Below are 20,191 nucleotides of genomic sequence, written 5' to 3' on the forward strand. Positions count from 1 at the left end.
GACGCTTTCCCGAATTTTACAGCAAAATCCTGTCTTCGCGCAGCATGGCATATTGAAATTCGTCTGTCCAGACACCGTTGTCGTCGTAGCTTTTCACGAAATGCCCTTCGCGACGGAAACCGCAATGTTCGAGCATCTTTATCGAAGCCCCGTTTTGGGTGTCCACGAGTTCGACGATGCGATGAAAGTTAGGAATGGCAAACAGCAATGCCACGATGCCGTCAAGCGCCTCGCGGGCGAATCCTGTTTTTTGGTACAAATGGGAAATGGTAATCCCGATTTCGGCCACCCGATCGTCAAAACCGTCGAATTTTATTGCGCAATCGCCTATCATCCTGGCGGTTTCCGTATGCACGATGGCAAACTGCGTCCATTTTCCAGGCGTCCCGAACACACTGTGTTTTTGATTGTCGATGAAGGCTTCGGCCGTAGCGCGGTCCATGACGTCAAATGACTGGAACTTCACGATATCCGGATTGGAGCGGTAGATCAGGAAATCGTCGAGGTCTGCCGGCGCCAAATTGCGGATAAGAAGCCGCTCGGTCGTCGTCAGATATGCGGGAATATTGGTGTCAGCCATTGGAAGCGCAGAAAAAATAAACCCTCAAATCTAAGGATTCAAGGGTTCAATAAAGTATTCGGATGCCGGTTTATTTCAGGATGGTTTGTTTTCGGTCCGGTCCTACGGAGACGATCGTGATGGGAACTTCGACCTCCTTTTCGATGAATTCGATGTATTCCTTGAGTTCTTTCGGAAGCGAATCGAAAGTGGTCAACCCTGTCAAATCGGCGGCCCAACCTTTAAATTCGGTGTAAACCGGTTGTACGTTTTCAGGTTCGATGTTGTACGGAAGATGATCGATTTCCTGGCCTTTGTATTTATAAGACGTGGCGACTTTCAATGTGTCGAATCCAGACAAAACATCGCCTTTCATCATCATCAGTTGCGTAACGCCGTTCACGCGGATTGCGTATTTTAATGCGACGAGGTCGAGCCAGCCGCAACGTCTCTGTCTTCCGGTTACCGATCCGAACTCATTTCCTACCTTGGCCATCGTCGCGCCTGCTTCGTCAAACAATTCGGTTGGGAACGGCCCGCTGCCGACGCGCGTCGCATAAGCTTTGAAAATCCCGTACACTTCCTTGATTTTGTTTGGTGCGATGCCAAGCCCGGTACAAGCTCCGGCGGCCGTCGTATTGGACGAAGTCACAAACGGGTACGTCCCGAAATCGACGTCGAGAAGCGAACCCTGGGCGCCTTCGCACAAAATGGTCTTGCCGTCTTTTTGCGCCTGGTGCAGATATTGTTCGGAATCGATGAAAGTTAACTGTCTCAAGGCTTCGATTGAGGCGAAAAATTCTTTTTCAAGTTCCGGCAGGTTGTACTGGATTTCAACGTCGTGGAATTTGATCATCGCCTCGTGTTTGTCGGCCAGGGCGCGGTAACGCTCCTTGAAGTCTTCGAGTTCGATGTCGCCTACGCGAAGCCCGTTTCTCCCGGTTTTATCCATATAGGTCGGGCCGATTCCCTTGAGTGTCGATCCGATCTTCGCCTTTCCTTTCGCCGCTTCGGACGCTGCGTCGAGCAAACGGTGTGTCGGAAGGATCAGGTGGGCTTTGCGCGAAATGATAAGCCGGGATTTGATGTCGATGTCGAATTTGGCCAGGCCGTCGATTTCTTGTTTGAAGACCGTCGGGTCGATGACGACGCCATTGCCGATGATATTGATTGAATTCTTGTGGAAAATGCCTGACGGAATTGTTCTCAAAACGTGCTTGATGCCGTCGAATTCGAGTGTGTGTCCTGCGTTGGGCCCGCCTTGAAAGCGTGCGATGATGTCGTATTTGGAGGTCAATACGTCTACGATTTTCCCTTTTCCTTCGTCTCCCCATTGGAGGCCGAGTAGTAAGTCTGCCATTTTTTTAAGTCAAAGTCGAAAGTCAAAAGTCGGAGGACTCGGAGTTTCGGGTTAGTTGTTTGTTTAAGGTTTAAAGTTTAAGGTTTAATGTTTAATGTGAACGCGTTAGGGATTGAAGCGGAAATCCTTTTTTGGCGTCCTGCCAGGTTTTCAAAACCTGGCAGCTATGACAAAAAAGATTGAAGCGGAAAGCCCGGCGGCGGCACCTTAAAATTTCCGGTTTTCACCAAATTCCCCAGCCGACGCAACGCCCAATCATTAATCATTAATTATCAAGACTCGGTTTGCGCTTTTGCCCATACAAATACAACGAATGGTTGTGGATTTCGATGTCGAAGATTTCCTCTATCGTCTTTTTTATCGTCTGTATGCGCGGATCGCAAAATTCGATGACTTCTCCCGTGTCGGTCATGATGATATGGTCGTGCTGCTTGTCGAAATACGACTTTTCGTAATGCGACTGGTTCTGGCCGAACTGGTGTTTGCGCACCAATCCGCAGTCGAGCAGCAGTTCGATCGTATTGTACAAGGTGGCACGGCTCACGCGATAATTTTTGTTCTTCATTTTGATGTAGAGGTTCTCGATGTCAAAATGATCTTCACTCTCGTAAATTTCCTGTAGAATCGCGTAGCGCTCAGGCGTTTTGCGATGGCCTTTGCTCTCGAGATACATCGTAAAGACGTTCTTTACGGTCTCTTGGTTTTTGCTGTTATCGGTGGAAATAAGTGTCATGCGGCAAAGATAATGGTTCGTCGAGAACTGGCAATTCCCATTTGGATTTAATTGTGCCTCAGGAGCCGCGTCCGTTATTTGTCGGTTCGGGACGTCGCGCAGGCAAACATCCGTCTATTTAAACCGTCGTTGGTATATTTCGTGTTTTGCGCCGGGAAGAAGCCCGCTTTCTTTGCACCGGGATTTAGAAAGTCCTGATCACAATCTAATTTGAACTTAAAACAACGAAAAATGAAATCAAAGATTCGAGAATTCCTGAAACAAAAATGTGTACCTGCGGGTAGGAACTTATTTTTATTCTTATTGGCAACGACCGCCCTTGTCTCTTGCGGAAGCGATGACAATGAAGGAGGATCAAAACGACCGACACTTGTAAGCTTGCAAGGCGGAACCGAATCGATCCAGTACACGATGTCCTATGACGACAAAGGCAGGTTGGGAAGCATGACGAGCAATGCCGGAGGCGCGCACACGTTCACTTTCGCCTATAACGAAAAAGGAAAGGTGTCGAACGTGACAACGAGTGGTGCTGTTACCGATCCGATATCGTTCACTTATAACGAACAAGGAAAACTCGCAACGTTTGCACGTGGCAACCAGGCGCCGTTCGTCGTTAACTGGGTCGACGCGACAACCCTTACGATTGACGGGACTACAATCAAAGTGGACAGCAAAAATGACTTGGTAATGTATGACGTGCTTTCCATCACGCGTGATTCCGGAAAAGGCGCTTTCAGCGGTGTGAAAGGCGTGGACGGCCTGACGATGCTTCTCATCGAGACGCAAACCCTGTTTTTCGCCTCTAAAAAGCCGGTAAAAACCATTTTGGGCTCAGGAGGAGGTTACATTCTCGCCAACAGTTTCCAGGGCGGAATGGTCAGCGGCGCTACGTTTGACATCTCCGGAACGCCATACACCATGACAATCTCGTATTAAGGTTTAGTGTTAGTTTTTTTTTAAGGCTCCGTTCGGGGCCTTTTTTATTCGACTTCGGACAGGTTGCGTTTTACGATTTCCCAGGCGCGCGCTCTCAACAACGCATTTCCTTTGATGGCGACCTTTAGGATTTCGAGGCATTCCCTGAGATAACGCGGTGCGAAATGACGGTCCTGGCTGGCAATTTCCCCACTATTGTCGATGATATCCGCATATTTGATGGTCTGGGCCTGGGCACTTGTCTTTTCTATGCGTTCGAGTTCCTGATGCTTGCGGATCCTGCGGTTGAGATGGGCAAAATTTTTCTTGACGAAAACGTCCGTCATTTCTATCACGAGCTGCAATGTGTGCCGGGCATCGGCTTCGCTCATCGTGTTCCTGAGAAATTCGAGGAGTTCGGCTTCGTTTACAGACGTGTCCTCGAGTACGTCGTGCAGCAGTGCCGCCGCGAGTACGGGGAGCGAGTCGTCGTATTGGCGGCAGGTTTCCATCACCCTTATCGGATGCACGATATACCGTTCGCCGGAATATTTCCTGAGTTGTTCGCCATGGGCCGCATCGGCAAAGTCGCGAACCTTTGCTACAATTTCCTCCATCACCCTCAAATTTTATCGGTTCCAACCTTAAAGTTACGCCAAGTTATGCGAAGCGGAGTCTAAAATTTTCTGAAATGTTCGGAATGCCAGTTCGTTACTTCAATTTAAACTCAGACGGAGATTCCAGTTGCTCGATGACTTTTGCGATTCTTAAGACAACATCTTCATTGGCACTGGCCGAAAAAATCCAATCGAGGATTTCCTTTTTGCGCGATTCGTCAAATCCGCTGAACTTTCGCATCAGCTTCGGTTCGTCTTCGAGGCAGGCCAGAAAGTCTTCCGGGATGACAAGCGGTGCTTCGTCGAGATAAAGCACCAATTTTACGACATCGCCCGCTTCCTTACCGATTTGTTTTCGTATATCCGCCTTGACGGCCATGAAAGTGCCTTTCTTCATCGCCCAAATGTTGAACGACTCCAACCGGTAACCGTCGATGAGGCCGCGAACGCGCAAAGTGCTGTTGCGTTTTTTGGGCACATTGTTCAGGATGGGCATTTCGATGAAAGTCCAGGCGCCTTTTCCTTCTCCTTTTTTGAGGATAAAATGGTCGTTTACGATTGGCGTTTCCATATCTGAGGTAAATCGCACCAACTTTGGAACAAATTCCATAACGCGGCGAGCGAGTTTGCAGACTAATTTACATTAAAATTCAAAGTCAGCCATCATGGAAAATACAAACGAAAAAGAGTGGATGCCATCCAACCAGGATCCTACAGACCGCGAACGGGAAATGCGTGATACTTCGGGAGACGAATCGCGTAATACGTCCGGGGATAGGGAAGAATCGCTTGAAAAAGAAGAAGTAGAAGAAGAATCTGCAGATTGGGGCGATGTCGATCCCCAGCACGATCCGTTGCAACCGCAAGGCCCGATGGATCCCAGCGGACCGGGTAGTGCCGTCTGAAAAAAATCCGGTCGATGAGGCCGGATTTTTTTTGTCTTTTAATGGTATACCCGCGTGACTTTGTCGACACCGTCTATCTTACGGATATTTTCCATTAATTTTTTCAGTATCGTATTGTTCTGAACGATGACGGCGATCTGTCCGTTGAAAATCCCGGCCTCCCCGTTCAGGGAAATGCTCTGGATGTTGACGTGCATGTTGTTCGAAATGACTTTCGTGATTTGATTGGTCAGGCCAAGCGTATCCATCCCGGTGATGTTGAGGATGGCCTTGAATTCCTGTTGTGTCGAATCGATCCATTTTGCCGACATGATGCGATAGGCGTAATTCGACTGTAATGTGATCGCGTTCGGGCAATCTTTTTTATGGACTTTGATTCCTTCGTTTATCGTGACGAAACCAAAAACTTCATCTCCCGGAATCGGGTTGCAGCACGTTGAGAGCTTGTAGTCGAGTTTGTCGTGTTCAGGGCCGAAAACCAACATGTCGTAATTGCTCGTGAGTACCTGGCGGTGCAGGTCTTCCTCGGCGATCGGCTTGTCGCTTTTCTTGATTCTGTTCTTGAAGAAGTTGATGAACGAATTGCTCTTTTGTGCGGCGTAATCCTTGAGCTGTTGGTTTTCTATCGCACCGATTCCGACGCGGTAGAACAAATCGAGGCTCGTTTTGAGCTTGAAGAAATTGACCAGCTCGTTGACCACGGATTCGCTCATCGTGATCTTGAGGTGTCTCAGTTTGCGCGTCAACAATTCTTTGCCTTCCTCGGCCGTTTTTTTGGTGTTCTCGTTGAGGACGTTCCTGATCTTGTTTTTAGCTCGCGATGTCGTTACGTATTCGAGCCAATGTGTCGTCGGCTTTTGGTTGGGCGAGGTGATGATCTCGACCTGGTCGCCGCTTTTGAGTTCGTAGTTAAGTGGAACCAAGCGCCCGTTCACACGCGTTCCCCTTGTCCGTACACCGATTTCTGAATGTATCGAAAATGCGAAATCCAACGAAGTCGCCCCTTTCGGCAACGACTTGATTTCGCCTTTTGGCGTAAAGACGAAGATTTCCTTGGCGTAGAGGTTCATCTTGAAATCCTCGACAAAGTCAACGGCGTTCGTTTCGGAATTTTCAAGCGCTTCCTTGAGCAGGTTGAGCCAAATATCGAGTCCCGATTCCTCGTTGCCTCCGCCTTGCTTGTACTTGTAGTGGGCCGCATAGCCTTTTTCGGCAATTTCGTCCATGCGCTCGGACCGTACCTGGATTTCTACCCATCGGCCTTTTGGCCCCATGACGGTGATGTGCAACGCCTCGTAACCGGTGGATTTTGGGGAAGATATCCAGTCGCGCAACCGGCTCGGGGACGGTCGGTAATGGTCGGTCACGATGGAATAAATCTTCCACGCCAAAAACTTTTCGTCATGCGGATTCGATTTGTACACGATACGCAAGGCGAACTTGTCGTAAACCTCGTCGAAGCCGACGTTTTGGGCTTTCATCTTGCGCCGTATCGAATAGACCGATTTAGGCCTGCCCTTGATGATATAGTCGATGCCTTCCGCGTCAAGCGAACTTTTCAGGACTTCGGAGATTTCCTGAATATAGGCATCTTGCTGCTCTTTCGTCTCCTTGATCTTGGACACGATATCCTTGTAGACATTGGGCTCGGTATATTTAAGACCGAGATCTTCCAATTCGTTCTTGATGTTGTAAAGCCCCAGGCGATGGGCGAGAGGCGCATAAATATACAAGGTCTCCGATGCGATCTTGACCTGTTTGTATTCCGCCATCGAATCCATCGTTTGCATATTGTGCAGGCGGTCGGCTATCTTGATGATGATCACGCGCACGTCGTCGTTCAGCGTAAGCAACATCTTGCGGAAATTCTCGGCTTGCATCGAGATGTTCATGTCCTTCTTGACCTGGGCGATCTTGGTCAGGCCGGCCACGAGTTGGGCCACCTTAGGGTTGAACATGCGTTCGATGTCCTCGACGGTGACATCCGTATCCTCGACCACGTCGTGCATGAGAGCCGCCGCGATCGAAGTCGCACCAAGCCCGATCTGGGAAGCCACGATCTTGGCTACGGCTATCGGGTGAAAAATATACGCCTCTCCTGACTTTCGCCTTTGTTCTTTGTGGGCGTCGACGGCCACGTCAAAGGCTTTCCGGATCATTTTTTTGTCGCTGTCCGAAAGCGTTTGATAGGAAATCCGAAGCAACTCCTTGTATTCCTGCGCAATCGCTTTGTTTTCTTTTTCTATGAATTCATCAGTCAACTCCATGTCGGGAAATTAATAATTAAAAATGAATAATTAGTAATTTTCTGGTTGTTGCGGCCTCCTGAAACAAATTGGTTTAGGATCAGTGTTTTAAGGAGGTTTCGAGGCTGGAACGTCAAAATCCGAACCGCTTAGAGCAATCGATGATCCGCTGCCGAAATGTCGGGCCGGCGTGAAGCGCATTTTGATACGGAATCCTGCATTCGGCTACAAGCAAACGGATTTGGGCTACAGGCGGACGCATCTTTCGGCGGAACTTTGCGTTATAAATTTCAAATCATGGCAACATTGAAAAAATTAGGGTCACAAGGCCTCGAAGTTCCTGCGATGGGATTGGGCTGTATGGGAATGTCGGGCTTCCAGGGCGGCGATATGTACGGAAAAACCGACGATACCGAATCGATTGCGACAATCCACGAATCTTTGGAGAAAGGCTTCAACTTCCTCGACACCGCGGATATGTACGGGCCGTTCCACAACGAGCGACTCATCGGCAAAGCGATAAAAGGGAATCGTCAAAAGTACATCATCGCCACAAAATTCGGATGGGAAATCGACGACGCGACCAACACGTTGACCTGGCAGATCAACGGTAAACCCGACTATGTCAGACACGCTGTGGAACGCTCGCTCAAAAATCTCGGGACAGATCATATCGACCTTTATTATCTGCACCGACGCGACAAGACGATCCCGATTGAAGAAACCATTGGCGCAATGGCAGATCTGGTCAGGGAAGGAAAAGTGAGCTACATCGGGTTGAGCGAAGTTTCATCCGAAAACGTCCGGCGCGCGCATGCCGTGCATCCGTTGACGGCCGTCCAGTCCGAATATTCGCTTTTTGAACGACGGGTGGAGCAGGCGGGCGTAACCCAGACCTTAGAAACGCTTGGAATCGGTTTGGTCGCGTATTCGCCATTGGGACGCGGTTTTATTACCGGACAATTCAAATCGATTGACGATCTTCCCAAAGACGATTTCCGTCGCAACATCCCCAAATTCCGGGGCGAGCATTTCCAAAAGAATCTCGATTTGTTGGCCGAGATCGAAAAAATGGCCTCCGGGAAAGGCGTAAAACCGTCACAACTCGCCATTGCCTGGACGATCGCAAAGGGCGCCGTCCCGATCCCGGGCACCAAACGCAGGAAATACCTCGCGGAAAATCTAGAATCGGCAAGCCTTGAGCTGTCCTCGTCCGATATCGAACGTCTGGAACGCATCATCCCGATCACTGCCGACACAGGGAATTCCTATTGGGACGAAGTGATGCAGTACCAGGATTATTGATAAATTAGCGATGCGCTTTGGGACGACGCACTGAAACCCATGACCGCAACTCCACCAAAATGAAAAAGTTCACGCCTCCTGTCCATATCGCGACGATATCCGAAATGCACCGGCTCATGTCGGTTGCCAAGCCGTTCCATCCGTTGGTTTCAGTGGTTCGCATGGCCGACGTGACCGGTTGCGCGGACCTTATCGGAAAGTCGATCACCTATGGCTTTTTCTCGATGGCGCTGAAGAAAAATTTCGACCTAAGGCTGCGTTACGGTCGGCAATATTACGATTTTGACGAAGGCGTGATGACGTTCGTGTCGCCTTTGCAGGTAATTGGCGTGGAATCTGAAAACCTTCAAAAAATGGACGGTTTTATGCTGCTCGTGCATCCCGATTTTCTAAAAGGGAACGCGCTTCACGCCAAGATGCCTGATTTTGGATTTTTTTCGTATGACGTCAATGAAGCGCTTCACGTCTCGGATTCGGAAGAAAAAATGGTCATCGGCCTGATGGAAAGCCTCGAGCGCGAGATCGCAAATCCCATCGATGCATTTTCCCAGGACGTGATTTTGTCGCATATCGAATTATTGCTGAACTATTCCAACCGCTTTTACAACAGGCAGTTTTTGACCAGAAAAACGCACGGCATCGATGTCCTTTCAGGGTTTGAACGATTGTTGAAAGCCTATTTGAGTTCCGACATGCCCCAGGAATCAGGATTGCCATCGGTTCACCATTTCGCTGAAAAACTCCATTTGTCGTCCAACTATCTAAGCGACCTGTTGCGCAGCCTCACTGGCCGCAACGCACGCCAGCACATACAGGACGCCGTCGTCGAGAAAGCCAAGGAATTGCTTGCCACGACGAATCTGTCGGTGTCGGAAATTGCCTTCAAGGTAGGATTCGAGCATTCGCAGTCGTTCAACAAGTTATTTAAATCGAAAGTGGAAGTGACGCCTTTGGAATATCGGATGAGTTTCGGCTGAAAATCGAAAGGCGGGAACACTGACGGCTCGTTTCGTCATGCAACCAAGCCAAATTACTCCAACAGATTGTATTTCCTCAACGTCAATGAAAGCGTTTTTCCGTCCGATTGCCTAACGGTGACGCTGACTTTATCATTCGCTATCAAACGCTGCCGGAAAGCGCACCAGTCGGCGTCGGCCAGCGTCGAGACATCGATTTGGTCGAGCGTGAGGATTTCGTCCTGGAGCTGAATGCCTTGTTTTTCCGCATCGGATCCTTTCCAGATAACGCCTACGACCGTCTTTCCGTTCTCGCGCAAAGGCGTAAAGCCGAACGAATTTTCCGGCGGAAGTACGCCCTGTTTTTCAGGCAGCAGCAATTCTCCTTTTTTGTAGTTGATGGCAAATTTTCCGAACGGGCTGAAAAAATCGTTGCCGATCAACACCATCGGGCTAGGGGAAACGCGAATTCGCCGCGAAAGCAACACTTTTCCTATGTAGACCGAATCGGCCATGAGCATATGTTCGTCCTGGAGCGCGTTTCCGAGCAGCGAATAAAATCCTTTGCCGCGGCTCGAGGCGATACGGGATGCGGTATTGAGCCTGCTTTTTTCGAAAAATTCCATGGGAATATCGAGGCTGCCGTTATTCCCGGTGTCGACGTCGGCCAGGAAGTTGATGCCGGCTGTCGTGATCGTCACGCGTGGCGTTCCGGAAAAATTTTGTGTAAAAGGAACAGATCTCGCGTTTTGGAGCTGGATTTTATCGGACGACATCCTCACCGACGGCTTCCCGTAATCGATCTCCCAATTGCAGACGCGCATCATGTTCGACCCGAATATGCCGTCGATCGGCCGGCAAAGCAACTGCGAAAACCTGGAAAGGTCGAATGATCCGACGCCAACGTTGCGAAACGCCACCGATCCGAAGCGGATTTCCGGAACGGTGTAAAAGTTTTCCTCTGTCGTATTTCCCGCGGAGTCTACGAATTTGTTCGACGTGACTGCCGTCAATCCCAAATTCTGGACGATTTCGCTCGACAGGATCGTGATTGCACCGGTATCGAACAAAAAGGTATAGGTTTTCCCGTTGATGGTCACCGGGACCAGGATTTCGTCGGTGACATATTCCGCAGCAACGGTTTCGTCGAATTTTCTGGGTTCTGATTTCACCGCAAACAAATATTTGTCGCGATTGGCGGTCGATCGTTTGATTTCTTCTTTGGATTGGGCGAAAGCGGACAATCCGAGGAATATCGCAAGCAGAAACAACAGTACTTTCATTTGGAAATTTTAGGAGCGTAAATTACGAAATACCGTACAAAAAATAGCCTCTGAATTTTCAGATGAGCCCGATCGAAAATTCTGGAATCATCTCATTTGCGAGGGTTGTCGCGGACGTGCTCGCTGATCCAGCTACGGGAGCGCTCGCCTTTTGCCACTTGTTTCCCGTCGAGGAACAGAAGTACCTGAACGTAGATGTCTTTCTCGGCAAGGCCGTTGAAAATGGTCAATGGGACTTTGCAGCGGTGCTGGATGACTGGTAGTTCTGGTTTTTGTCAACGATGTGTTTTCCGAGCGAAACGCGCGACATCGAAACATCGTTCGGTTTGGCAACCGTCGAGCCGTCTTCATAACTGAACGTAAATACGAGTTCGGCAACCTTACCCAGGCCACCGTCGATAAAACCGTGGTTCATCAATTCCATTTGCAACGGCTCTCCCGCTTTGACGGTATTGTGATTGTCGTAACCAATGATAAAATCCTCGCGCAACTGCACCTACAAACCCGAACGCTCGTCCCGGAAAACATCGTGCTGGGCGACCGCATCGACAGTCGTTCCAAACGTAAACCATGCAAGCAGCAGCAGGCGTTTCAAGGCTTGACCCTATGAAAATCGAGATCCTGGAAATCGTAGCTGAAATCCGTCAGGGGCGAGATCGGCTTCATCGTGAAATGATCGTTCCCGTCCCAGAAGATATGCGCGTCTGCGTGGAAATAACGGTTGTTCCATTTGACGACGTAATTGTTGTCCTTGTAGTAAAACACCTCGCCTGTGAGTTGGGGAGAACGCTTTGAAGCCATGAAAAGCTTGCCTTTTTTGACCGAAAATACGACCTCGCCGAACCAATTGTCCTTAAAAGTGCCCACAAGCGGCTTCCAATCCGGGATTTTTTTGTCTTTGATGTTCTGGTTGACGATTTTCCAGACGTCATCGGTAACCTTGTCGGCGTCCGATTCGCGTTGGCGCATTTTGCCCGACAAATCCGACACATGGTCAAATTCCGGCATTCCGAGATAACTGTCTTTTATCGTATTGCTGATTGCCGTGAACGCCGAACCCGCTTGTTGGTTGGTCAACACGACGATGCCGAGTTTCAGCTCCGGGATCATAAGCGTTTGGGTGACGATGCCCTCGAGCCCGCCCGTGTGGGAAACCTGGAGTTTGCCTTTGACATCGGTAATTTGCCAGCCGAGGCCGTAAGTCTTGAAATTGGAGAAATACGGAGCCGACGGTTTGTTGGGCATCAACGTCTGAGGCGTCCACATTTCGTTGGCCTGCTTCTCCGAAAAAAGTTGCTTGCCTTCGAACTTGCCTTTGTTCATCTGTAAAATGAGCCAGTTCGACAAATCGTTGACGCTGGCATAAAGCCCGGCGGCGGCATCGAAAGTGTGGAGTTTGTAACGCGAGATGATCGTGAGTTTGCCGTCTATCGGAACATGAGGGTCGATCACGTTGGTCGTGTCCTTGAGGCGCGAAAATGTGGAAGCGCTGTTTTTCATCCCGATCGGCGCCATGATGCGCTCTTCGACGAATTCGTTCCAGGTTTTTCCGCTTGCGCGATGCACGACTTCCCCGGCCACGATGTAGAGCAAATTGTCGTAATCGTATTTGGTCCGGAATGCCGATGTCGGTTTGAGATATTGCAGGTTGTTTACGACGTCCTGCACGCCAAAGTCGTTCCCGTCCGGCCAAACCATGAGATCGCCTGCGCCCAGGCCGAGGCCGCTGCGGTGCGTCAACAGATCGCGGATCGTGAATTCGGAGGTGACGTAATCGTCGTACATCTTGAATTCGGGAATGTGTTTGACGACCTTGTCATCCCAGGAAACCTTGCCTTCATCGACCAAGATGGCCAAGGCCGTAGCCGTAAAGGCCTTGCTGTTCGAGGCAATCCCGAAAAGCGTATTGGCATCGACTTTTTGTTTGGTTTTGATCGACCTGACGCCATATCCTTTGGAATGGACGATTTTGCCGTCCTTGACCACCGCGACCGCTATTCCGGGAACGTTGAACGAAGTAAGCGTTTTTTCGACGAGGGCGTCGATTTTGGATTCCGATAACTGGGCCTGGCCCGAAAACGCAGCAAAAGCCGCGAGAAGCATGATATAGTGTCTCATTTGTATTAAGCCGCGGAGCCGCGAGCTGCTAGGAATTTTTAAATGGAGAATAAATTTAATCAAGAACATTATTTTTTTGATGGTTGTTTGGTTTTTTTGTTTGAAAGTTTAAAGTTGACGGGTTCCGAACGGCGCTAACTTTAAACCTTGAACTTTAAACTTTAAACCTTAAACTTTAAACCTTGAACCTTAAACCTCAAACCCTCTCTGCCGTTTTGCTTCGAAAATCAAAATGGCGGCCGCAACCGAAACATTCATCGAATCGATTTCCCCTTGCATCGGGATCATGATATTTTGTTTGGCCGCCTCGCGCCAGGGTTGCGTCAAACCGGTCGATTCGGTTCCGACAACCAAGGCCGAAGCCGAGGTAAGATCCTGTTCGTGATACGCGACCGAATCCTGCAAAGCCGCGGCGTAAATGGCAATGTTTTTCGTGTTGAGGAACGCGATGACCTCCTCGGTCGTTCCCGTGGCGATCTGGTTCGTGAACACGCATCCGACGCTCGAACGCACTATATTTGGGTTGTAAAGATCCGATTTTGGATCGGCGATGATGACCGCGTCGAGATTGGCCGCGTCCGCCGTTCGCAACATCGCGCCTATATTACCCGGTTTCTCGGGAGATTCGGCAACCAAAACCAAAGCGTTCTCGGGCAGTTCCAAATCCGATAAGGACAAGCTCTTCGATTTTGCCACGGCGATCACGCCTTCAGTAGTGTCGCGATAAGCGAGTTTGTGGTAAACCTCTTTAGAGATTTCGATCATTTCGACGTCCGATGCGCTTAAAATTCCAAAATCGAAATCGGTTGCTTCGAGAAACAACAGGCTTTCGATCGCGTAACCGCCTTTCAGCGCCAGTTCGATCTCGCGCCGGCCTTCTATCAGGAACGTTCCCAACTGTTTGCGTGCCCTGGCTTTTTCCTGCAATTGCAGCAGTTGTTTGACCATCGGATTCTGTACGGAAGTAATCTGCTTCATCCCGCGAAATTATTCCTTTTCCGTCGAAACGAAAACAAAAGTGCGGTCAAACCCGTGAACAGGACGAATTTCCAGACAATTCCATAGATGATTTCCGGGAACAGCGAACCCGAATACATCGTCCACAAGCCCGGCAGGTAGTCGCGGTGCAACGAGGTGACCAAAATGACGAATTTCTCGAAATTGAAAAAGAGGAAGAACGCGACCAGGAAACGGGAGATGTAATTTTCGCTGATTTTCCGGATCCAGAGCAACTGGGGAAGGACGAAATAGAAGACAGACGGCAGCCACAGGCCAAATGAATACGGGCCGCCAAGCCGTTCGAGAGTTGATTTTCGGGCGTCTTCGGAAACAGACAGGAGGTATGTCCACCCGGCGATCCAGGTGACGAAGTAAAGTGCCGAAACACCGCAGATCATCGCGGTCGCGCAGCTGTCGAATCCGGCTAATGTTGATTTGCCTTTCGAGATCCGCAACCCGAAATAGAACAGCGTGTAATAGAAAAAGCCAGTCTGGCAATCCGCCAAAAGCTGCCAGATAAAATCGATAAACGTCCAATCTTCCATAACATACCGGAAACTCAATACCGAAATCATCCAATTATCTCATCATCTAATTATCTCATCATCTCATCATCTCATCATCTCATCATCTAATTATCCAATTAAAGAATCCCTCTCGCCTTGATCTCGAGGTACATATTGATGGTATCCAACGTCAAATCTTCGGGCGAGGTCAGCACCGAATAGATTCCGTATTTGCGCAATTCATTGACGATCAACCGTTTCTCAAACATGAATTTTTCGGCCACGACCTTGTCGTACACTTCGTGAATGCCTTCGGATTTCTTTTCGATGATCGAATTGAGTTCGGTGTTCTTAAAAAACACGACCACGAGCAAATGATGCTTGGCAATTCCTTTGAGGTAGCGCAATTGCCGGTGCAATCCGTCTAGGGTTTCAAAATTCGTGTACAAAACCACGAGGCTTCTATGGTTGACGTTTTTACGGATATCGGCATACAAACGGCTGTAATCGCTCTCAAAAAAATCGGTTTTGACGTTGTAGAGACTTTCGAGGATTTTCGCCATTTGGGACGAACGCTTTTCGGCAACGACGCGGTTCTCGACCTTTTTCGAAAACGAAAACATACCCGCTTTGTCCTGTTTTTTGAGGATGACGTTCGACAAGACCAACGTCGCGTTGATCGCGTAATCGAGCAGGCTCAATCCGTTGAACGGCATTTTCATCACGCGCCCTTTGTCGATCGCCATGTATACCGACTGGGATTTTTCGTCCTGGTATTGGTTGACCATGAAATTCGACTTCTTGGCCGTGGCCTTCCAGTTGATCGTACGGATGTCGTCTCCCGAAACGTATTCCTTGATCTGTTCGAATTCCATCGTATGGCCGATGCGGCGGATGCGCTTCACGCCGTATTGCGTCAGATGATGCGAAAACGCCATCAAATCGTATTTGCGCAGTTGGATGAACGACGGATACGTTTTGACCATCTGCTTGTCCTGGAACCGGAAACGGCGCGAGACCAGCTGTAACGGAGACGATACGAAGATATTCAGGTGGCCGAAATGGTATTCGCCTCTTTCGGTCGGACGCAAATGGTACTGGAAATCATCTGCAGACGAAGCCGCGATTTTGCGTTCGATGTTGAAATCGCGTATCTGGAACTGTTCCGGAATCTCATCGATGACCTTCACGCCGATTGCGAACGTGTAAAAGTTGCGCACTTTGACCAAGACGGGATTTTCGTCCCCGTTCGAAAATTTTTCGGGCAGTTCGCGCTCGCCTTCTATCGGATTTTTTGCCGAAAACAGAATCAGGATGTCGAGCACCAGGAACGTCATCAACGCCAGAAACAGGTAGCGCGCGGCATTGAAAAGGTTCGGGAAAAAGAACGCCAATACGAAAAACGTCCCGACTCCAATGAGGAGATAGAAAAAGAAGTTGTTGATGTACAACCCGAAAAGTCGGATGCGCTTTTTCAATGTTTACTTGTTTATGCGATTTTTAGTTTTGCTCCTTCGGCTGCGCCTGGTACGTTTGTGAAAATGTGGACAAGCGTTTTGTTATCGAATCGAGACTTGTTTAATTTTTTGAGAATCCTTTTTAATCGTCGAATATTCCATAGACCTTGCGAAACTTCCATTATCTCATCATCTAACTATTTCATTCGCTAATTCGCTAATTATCTAATTATCTAATTATCCCATCATCTAATTACCTCATTCGCTAATTACCTCATTCGCTAATTCGCTAATTACCTCGGAATCTCCACCGACTCCAAAATCTGTCTTACGATCTCCACGCTGTTCAAGCCTTCCATTTCGCGTTCCGGAGTCACGATGACGCGGTGTTGCAAAACCGGGATCGCGGCTTCCTTGATGTCTTCGGGCGTGACGAAATCGCGTCCTCTCAATGCGGCAAAACCTTTTGAAGCGTTCAAAATCGCAATCGAGGCACGAGGCGAGGCGCCAAGATACAGGAAAGCGTTGCTGCGGGTGTTGATGACGATCTTGGCGATGTACTCCACAAGCTGAGGTTCGACGACGATTTGCTTGACGAGCGCCTGGTAATGCCGGATCTGGTTGCCCGAAAGTACCGGCTTGATGTTGCCGAGTTTGTCGTGATCCTGGAGCTTATGCTCACGCATGATGATGTCGATCTCTTCCGAAAGCTTCGGATATTCCACCGAAATCTTGAACAGGAAACGGTCGAGCTGGGCCTCCGGCAAGCGATAGGTTCCTTCCTGTTCGATCGGGTTTTGCGTAGCCACGACAAGGAAAGGCGCGTCCATTTCGTACTGCTTTCCGTCGATGGTGATTTGTCGCTCCTCCATGACCTCGAAAAGCGCCGCCTGGGTTTTGGCAGGAGCGCGGTTGATCTCATCGATCAGGACCAGATTCGAGAAAATCGGGCCTTTGCGGAATTCGAACTCCGTGGTTTTCTGGTCGTAAACCGATGTTCCCAAAATATCCGACGGCATCAGGTCCGGAGTGAATTGTATGCGGCTGAAACCGATATCGGTAGATTTGGCGAGCAATTTCGCCGTGATCGTCTTTGCGACGCCGGGGACGCCTTCGAGCAGGACATGTCCGCCGGAAAGCAAGGCCACGAGCAATTGGTCGATCATTTTTTCCTGTCCGACGATCACGCTTGACAGCTCTCGCCTTACTTGTTCCAGGCTTGCGGAAAGCGGCGCGAGGTCGAGGCGGTTGCTGAAGCGCACGTCTTCGGATGAAGAAGTTTCATTCGTCGGTGCAAAACCTTCGCTATTATTTTCAAATTCTGGATTTTGGTTTTCGTTTTCCATCGCTATGAGAGTTTTTCCAATGCGGAATTTATTTTGATTAGATCGCCTTCGACCGCCAGGTGCGGGCTTCTGCGGTGGTCGTTTATCAGGTCGACCGCCTGTCTGATGTCATCCGTGCTTTTTCCTGACTTCTGTTGCAGTTTCACAACAAAGGTCTCGTCGAGACGCGTCGTGTCGATATGATAATCGTTCCTGATTTTTTCGAGGAAATAAATGATTTTTTTATCGATGACGGTATTGTGGTCGCCTTCCTGGAAATAAAGGTTGCCGATCGTCTTGGCGAAGTCGACCGTCGTGTTCGGCAACGGGTCAAGGATCGGCACGATGCGTTGTTTGCGCCTGGCGTTGAAAATCATGAATCCGACCATTCCAAAAACGAAAATCAGCCAGGCCCAATGCAGAGCAGGTTGCGACCTTATAAAGCGCAATGGCGACCCACTGATAGAGGACATGTCTTTCGAAACATGCCAATAAGTCTCGGCCTGAGGCAGATAAGAAAGCACTTTTTCGGCATATTCGCTGTGGTCCGCCTTGAGCAAATGTACGTTGGTGAACGCGGCCGGTGTCGTATGCAGCAAAAACGCTCCGTTGCGGTAGTAGACCTTGACGAAATTGGGGCGCAAGCTATCGGATTCGAAACTGCCCAAGATTTCGGTGTTTTCCTGATCGAAACCAGAGAAATACGCCGGCATCACGTCTTCGTGCATCGCATAGGTTTTCTTGCCGAAAATACTGTCTTTGAATTTCAGCCTGAGCGTGTCCCTCAAATTGAACTTCGTCCTGACTTCGATTTTGAGACTGTCCTTGAAAATGTCCGGCAACGTGCCCATGCTCACGAAAGCCGTATTGCCGTGACCGACGAAATAGAAAATCTCCTCCCACGATTGTTTGTCGAGGTTGTCGGCCCGGGAAATGGCCATTATGTTTCCGTTGGCTTTGTAGGCATTGGTCCCGTAGTCGTAGATCGAGTCGAAAAACTCGTAAGGGCTGCGCCTGATGCGGTGAACATCTGTCCCGAGCAACTGGTCTACTTCGCGATTGAATACGTAAAGCCCGAGCGGGATCTTGTCGTAAGCGGAATACGTCGGCGTCCAGTCGATTGGTTTTGGCTGGCTTCCGTCGAGCCAGATGATGAGCCCGAAAAGCGCCACGAGGAACATGATGTAATACTTGAGCTTTCCCATCAGTTGCGTTTTATCGTTTTCTCGAATGCGGACACGGCGCGCGCAAACGTCGGTTCATCCAAGTCAAAATCGCCGTACCAGATATAGTTGAACAGGTAGGAGAGGTAGGCGAAGTCTTTTTTGTCAGCTTTGGATTTTATTTCGTACAGATAATCCGAATTCGTTTTTTCGATGTCCCAATCGATTATGCCACGTTTGGAGAACTGCTGCAACACCCAAAGATAGTAATAGCGCACGGCCAGGCGTTTGTCTCCCGAGATCAGCGTTTCCTGTATCAGTTTGCCGAAGTCGGCTGTTTCGATGTTGCGTTCGATGTCGTCTGCCGAAATCAGTTTTTTGGACGTGCTCCTGCCAAAAATCCAACTTCCTTCCTTGTTCATGATCGATTTTACGATGAGGTAAATCACCACGACGACCAAAATAATCGCCAGTATCCTGAAAAACCAGGCCGCGGCCGTCAACGATTCTTCGCCTCCGAGCTGGAATAGCTTCTGGATGAGGCGTGCCAGCCATGCCTTAAATCGGTCCCACCAGGTTTCTTCTTCGGGTTTGGGGATGTAATTGAATTCCTCCGACTGGTATTTTTGTTTGAAATCGGGCGAAAAACGGCGTTCGACAATGGTGTCCGAAACAGCCGACTGGGCAACCAATGGAGGCTCTTCGTATACAATGCTGTCCTGAGCCTGTACCGATGCAACCGTCAACCACGTTACGAATAGAAACTTACGCAAGGCTTTTGATGAATTTTTTGTGTACGACAATCGGATAAATCAAATAGTACCAGGAAATGAGCGCCAATGTGGAAAGTATGATCGCCGAGCTGAGCCAAATTGGCATATCGATCGAATAACGCGTGATAAAACCTTCGAGAAATCCTGCGGCAATCGTGAAAACCCAGGTACTCAGGAAAATCTTGAACGAGGCCATGAATCCGATTTTGAGCGAACTCAAACGCGAATATGTTTTGGGGAATAAAATCGAGGCGCCCAAAATAAAACCGGCCGCCGTTTCGATCACGATGGCAAAAATCTCCATTGCCCCGTGAATCCAGATGCCGCGCACGCTTTCCCAAAAAACGCCTTTGTCGTAAAACATATATTGGAAAGCCCCGAGCATGATCCCGTTCTGGAACGCGACCTGGAAGGTCATGATCCCGGCCGAAATGCCATAAATGAAACAACGCGCCCCAACATAAAGATTGTTGAGCGTAATGCCGATGAAACTTCCCCAGTTGCTACCCGATTTGTAAACCGCCACGGGATTGCCTTTGTCGATATTTTCCATGGTCATGTTCACGTAACCGTCGCCGAGTATGAGCCTCACGAAATCCGTGTCGTTGGCGGCCGAGACCACACCAATGGCAACCGACAGGAAAAACAACACGAAAGCGTACAAGATATAGCGTCTGTAACCGTAGCATAGCAAAGGCACTTCGGTCTTGAAAAAATGAACGAGGCGGTTTTTTTCCATGCGCCTGGTCTTGTAAATGCGCTGGTAGACGCGGGCGGCCATGTCGTTGAGGTAAGAAACGATTTTGCTTTTCGGATAATACGTCTGGGCGTACGAAAGATCGTTGATCAGCTGAATGTAGAGGCTCGAAAGTTCGTCAGGGTTTTTTTTGTCGCCCGACGCTATGGCGCGTTCAAATTCAAACCATTTTTCTTTATTTTGCCTGATGAACGCTATTTCTCTCATGGGACGC

The 20,191-nt window shown here is 49.2% G+C and carries 21 protein-coding genes; 4 read left to right on the forward strand and 17 right to left on the reverse strand.

Annotation, left to right across the window (positions count from 1 at the left end; translation table 11 throughout):
* Positions 1 to 16: 16 nt before the first annotated feature.
* The 3 genes from HC229_RS09010 to HC229_RS09020 form a co-directional block, all read right to left on the reverse strand.
* Entirely contained in the window at positions 17 to 580 is a 564-nt protein-coding gene (locus HC229_RS09010) for a GNAT family N-acetyltransferase (RefSeq protein WP_191020148.1), read from the reverse strand.
* Positions 581 to 650: 70 nt separating this feature from the next.
* Positions 651 to 1,919, reverse strand: a complete 1,269-nt coding sequence (locus HC229_RS09015; RefSeq protein ID WP_191020149.1) for an adenylosuccinate synthase — start codon at positions 1,917 to 1,919, stop codon at positions 651 to 653.
* A 265-nt stretch (positions 1,920 to 2,184) separates the two neighbouring features.
* On the reverse strand, positions 2,185 to 2,652 hold the full coding sequence (locus HC229_RS09020) for a Fur family transcriptional regulator (RefSeq protein WP_191020150.1): 468 nt from the start codon (positions 2,650 to 2,652) through the stop codon (positions 2,185 to 2,187).
* 231 nt (positions 2,653 to 2,883) lie between these two features.
* Here HC229_RS09020 and HC229_RS09025 point away from each other — a divergent pair, with 231 nt between their 5' ends.
* Positions 2,884 to 3,588, forward strand: a complete 705-nt coding sequence (locus tag HC229_RS09025) for a hypothetical protein (RefSeq protein WP_191020151.1) — start codon at positions 2,884 to 2,886, stop codon at positions 3,586 to 3,588.
* Positions 3,589 to 3,632: 44 nt separating this feature from the next.
* Here the strand turns inward: HC229_RS09025 and HC229_RS09030 are convergent, their stop codons facing one another.
* Positions 3,633 to 4,184: an HD domain-containing protein gene (locus tag HC229_RS09030; protein WP_191020152.1), complete on the reverse strand. Its 552-nt coding sequence runs from the start codon at positions 4,182 to 4,184 to the stop codon at positions 3,633 to 3,635.
* Between the two features lie 94 nt (positions 4,185 to 4,278).
* A complete protein-coding gene (locus HC229_RS09035; RefSeq protein WP_191020153.1) occupies positions 4,279 to 4,794 on the reverse strand; it encodes a YdeI/OmpD-associated family protein in 516 nt (171 codons plus the stop codon).
* 55 nt (positions 4,795 to 4,849) lie between these two features.
* Here HC229_RS09035 and HC229_RS09040 point away from each other — a divergent pair, with 55 nt between their 5' ends.
* Positions 4,850 to 5,089 carry a hypothetical protein gene (locus HC229_RS09040; protein ID WP_191020154.1) on the forward strand — a complete coding sequence of 80 codons (240 nt, stop codon included), beginning with the start codon at positions 4,850 to 4,852 and terminating at the stop codon, positions 5,087 to 5,089.
* 38 nt (positions 5,090 to 5,127) lie between these two features.
* Here the strand turns inward: HC229_RS09040 and HC229_RS09045 are convergent, their stop codons facing one another.
* Positions 5,128 to 7,356 carry a RelA/SpoT family protein gene (locus HC229_RS09045; RefSeq protein ID WP_408610262.1) on the reverse strand — a complete coding sequence of 743 codons (2,229 nt, stop codon included), beginning with the start codon at positions 7,354 to 7,356 and terminating at the stop codon, positions 5,128 to 5,130.
* Between the two features lie 276 nt (positions 7,357 to 7,632).
* Between HC229_RS09045 and HC229_RS09050 the strand changes: the two genes are divergently transcribed.
* Both HC229_RS09050 and HC229_RS09055 read left to right on the forward strand, forming a co-directional pair.
* Entirely contained in the window at positions 7,633 to 8,640 is a 1,008-nt protein-coding gene (locus HC229_RS09050; RefSeq protein ID WP_191020155.1) for an aldo/keto reductase, read from the forward strand.
* 59 nt (positions 8,641 to 8,699) lie between these two features.
* Positions 8,700 to 9,617 carry a helix-turn-helix domain-containing protein gene (locus tag HC229_RS09055; RefSeq protein WP_191020156.1) on the forward strand — a complete coding sequence of 306 codons (918 nt, stop codon included), beginning with the start codon at positions 8,700 to 8,702 and terminating at the stop codon, positions 9,615 to 9,617.
* Between the two features lie 53 nt (positions 9,618 to 9,670).
* On the opposite strand, the gene HC229_RS09060 is transcribed toward HC229_RS09055, so the two are convergent.
* From HC229_RS09060 to HC229_RS09110, 11 genes are all read right to left on the reverse strand, one after another.
* Complete coding sequence (locus HC229_RS09060) at positions 9,671 to 10,879, reverse strand: aspartyl protease family protein (protein ID WP_191020157.1); 1,209 nt, start codon at positions 10,877 to 10,879, stop codon at positions 9,671 to 9,673.
* A gap of 92 nt (positions 10,880 to 10,971) precedes the next feature.
* Positions 10,972 to 11,109, reverse strand: coding sequence for a hypothetical protein (locus HC229_RS09065; protein WP_191020158.1), 138 nt, complete (start codon positions 11,107 to 11,109; stop codon positions 10,972 to 10,974).
* Entirely contained in the window at positions 11,106 to 11,294 is a 189-nt protein-coding gene (locus HC229_RS09070; RefSeq protein ID WP_191020159.1) for a hypothetical protein, read from the reverse strand. The genes HC229_RS09065 and HC229_RS09070 overlap by 4 nt, the downstream gene beginning before the upstream one ends.
* Positions 11,295 to 11,470: 176 nt before the next feature.
* On the reverse strand, positions 11,471 to 12,997 hold the full coding sequence (locus tag HC229_RS09075) for a serine hydrolase (protein WP_191020160.1): 1,527 nt from the start codon (positions 12,995 to 12,997) through the stop codon (positions 11,471 to 11,473).
* Between the two features lie 189 nt (positions 12,998 to 13,186).
* Entirely contained in the window at positions 13,187 to 13,975 is a 789-nt protein-coding gene (locus HC229_RS09080; protein ID WP_191020161.1) for a TrmH family RNA methyltransferase, read from the reverse strand.
* Positions 13,972 to 14,571 (reverse strand): hypothetical protein, encoded by a 600-nt coding sequence (locus HC229_RS09085; protein ID WP_191020162.1) that lies wholly within the window; start codon positions 14,569 to 14,571, stop codon positions 13,972 to 13,974. Before HC229_RS09085 ends, HC229_RS09080 begins: the two co-directional genes overlap by 4 nt.
* Before the next feature lie 68 nt (positions 14,572 to 14,639).
* Positions 14,640 to 15,980 (reverse strand): DUF58 domain-containing protein, encoded by a 1,341-nt coding sequence (locus HC229_RS09090; protein WP_223845563.1) that lies wholly within the window; start codon positions 15,978 to 15,980, stop codon positions 14,640 to 14,642.
* Between the two features lie 272 nt (positions 15,981 to 16,252).
* The gene (locus HC229_RS09095) at positions 16,253 to 17,305 is read right to left on the reverse strand and encodes an AAA family ATPase (protein ID WP_191020163.1); all 1,053 of its coding nucleotides are present in this window, start codon (positions 17,303 to 17,305) and stop codon (positions 16,253 to 16,255) included.
* 2 nt (positions 17,306 to 17,307) lie between these two features.
* Positions 17,308 to 18,489, reverse strand: a complete 1,182-nt coding sequence (locus tag HC229_RS09100) for a DUF4350 domain-containing protein (protein WP_191020164.1) — start codon at positions 18,487 to 18,489, stop codon at positions 17,308 to 17,310.
* Positions 18,489 to 19,220: a DUF4129 domain-containing protein gene (locus HC229_RS09105; RefSeq protein WP_191020165.1), complete on the reverse strand. Its 732-nt coding sequence runs from the start codon at positions 19,218 to 19,220 to the stop codon at positions 18,489 to 18,491. Before HC229_RS09105 ends, HC229_RS09100 begins: the two co-directional genes overlap by 1 nt.
* Positions 19,213 to 20,184, reverse strand: a complete 972-nt coding sequence (locus HC229_RS09110) for a stage II sporulation protein M (protein WP_191020166.1) — start codon at positions 20,182 to 20,184, stop codon at positions 19,213 to 19,215. The genes HC229_RS09105 and HC229_RS09110 overlap by 8 nt, the downstream gene beginning before the upstream one ends.
* Between the last annotated feature and the right edge of the window lie 7 nt (positions 20,185 to 20,191).

Origin of the sequence: Flavobacterium selenitireducens (assembly GCF_014748335.1) — a bacterium.
In the GTDB taxonomy this organism is placed as follows: Bacteria; Bacteroidota; Bacteroidia; order Flavobacteriales; family Flavobacteriaceae; genus Flavobacterium; species Flavobacterium selenitireducens.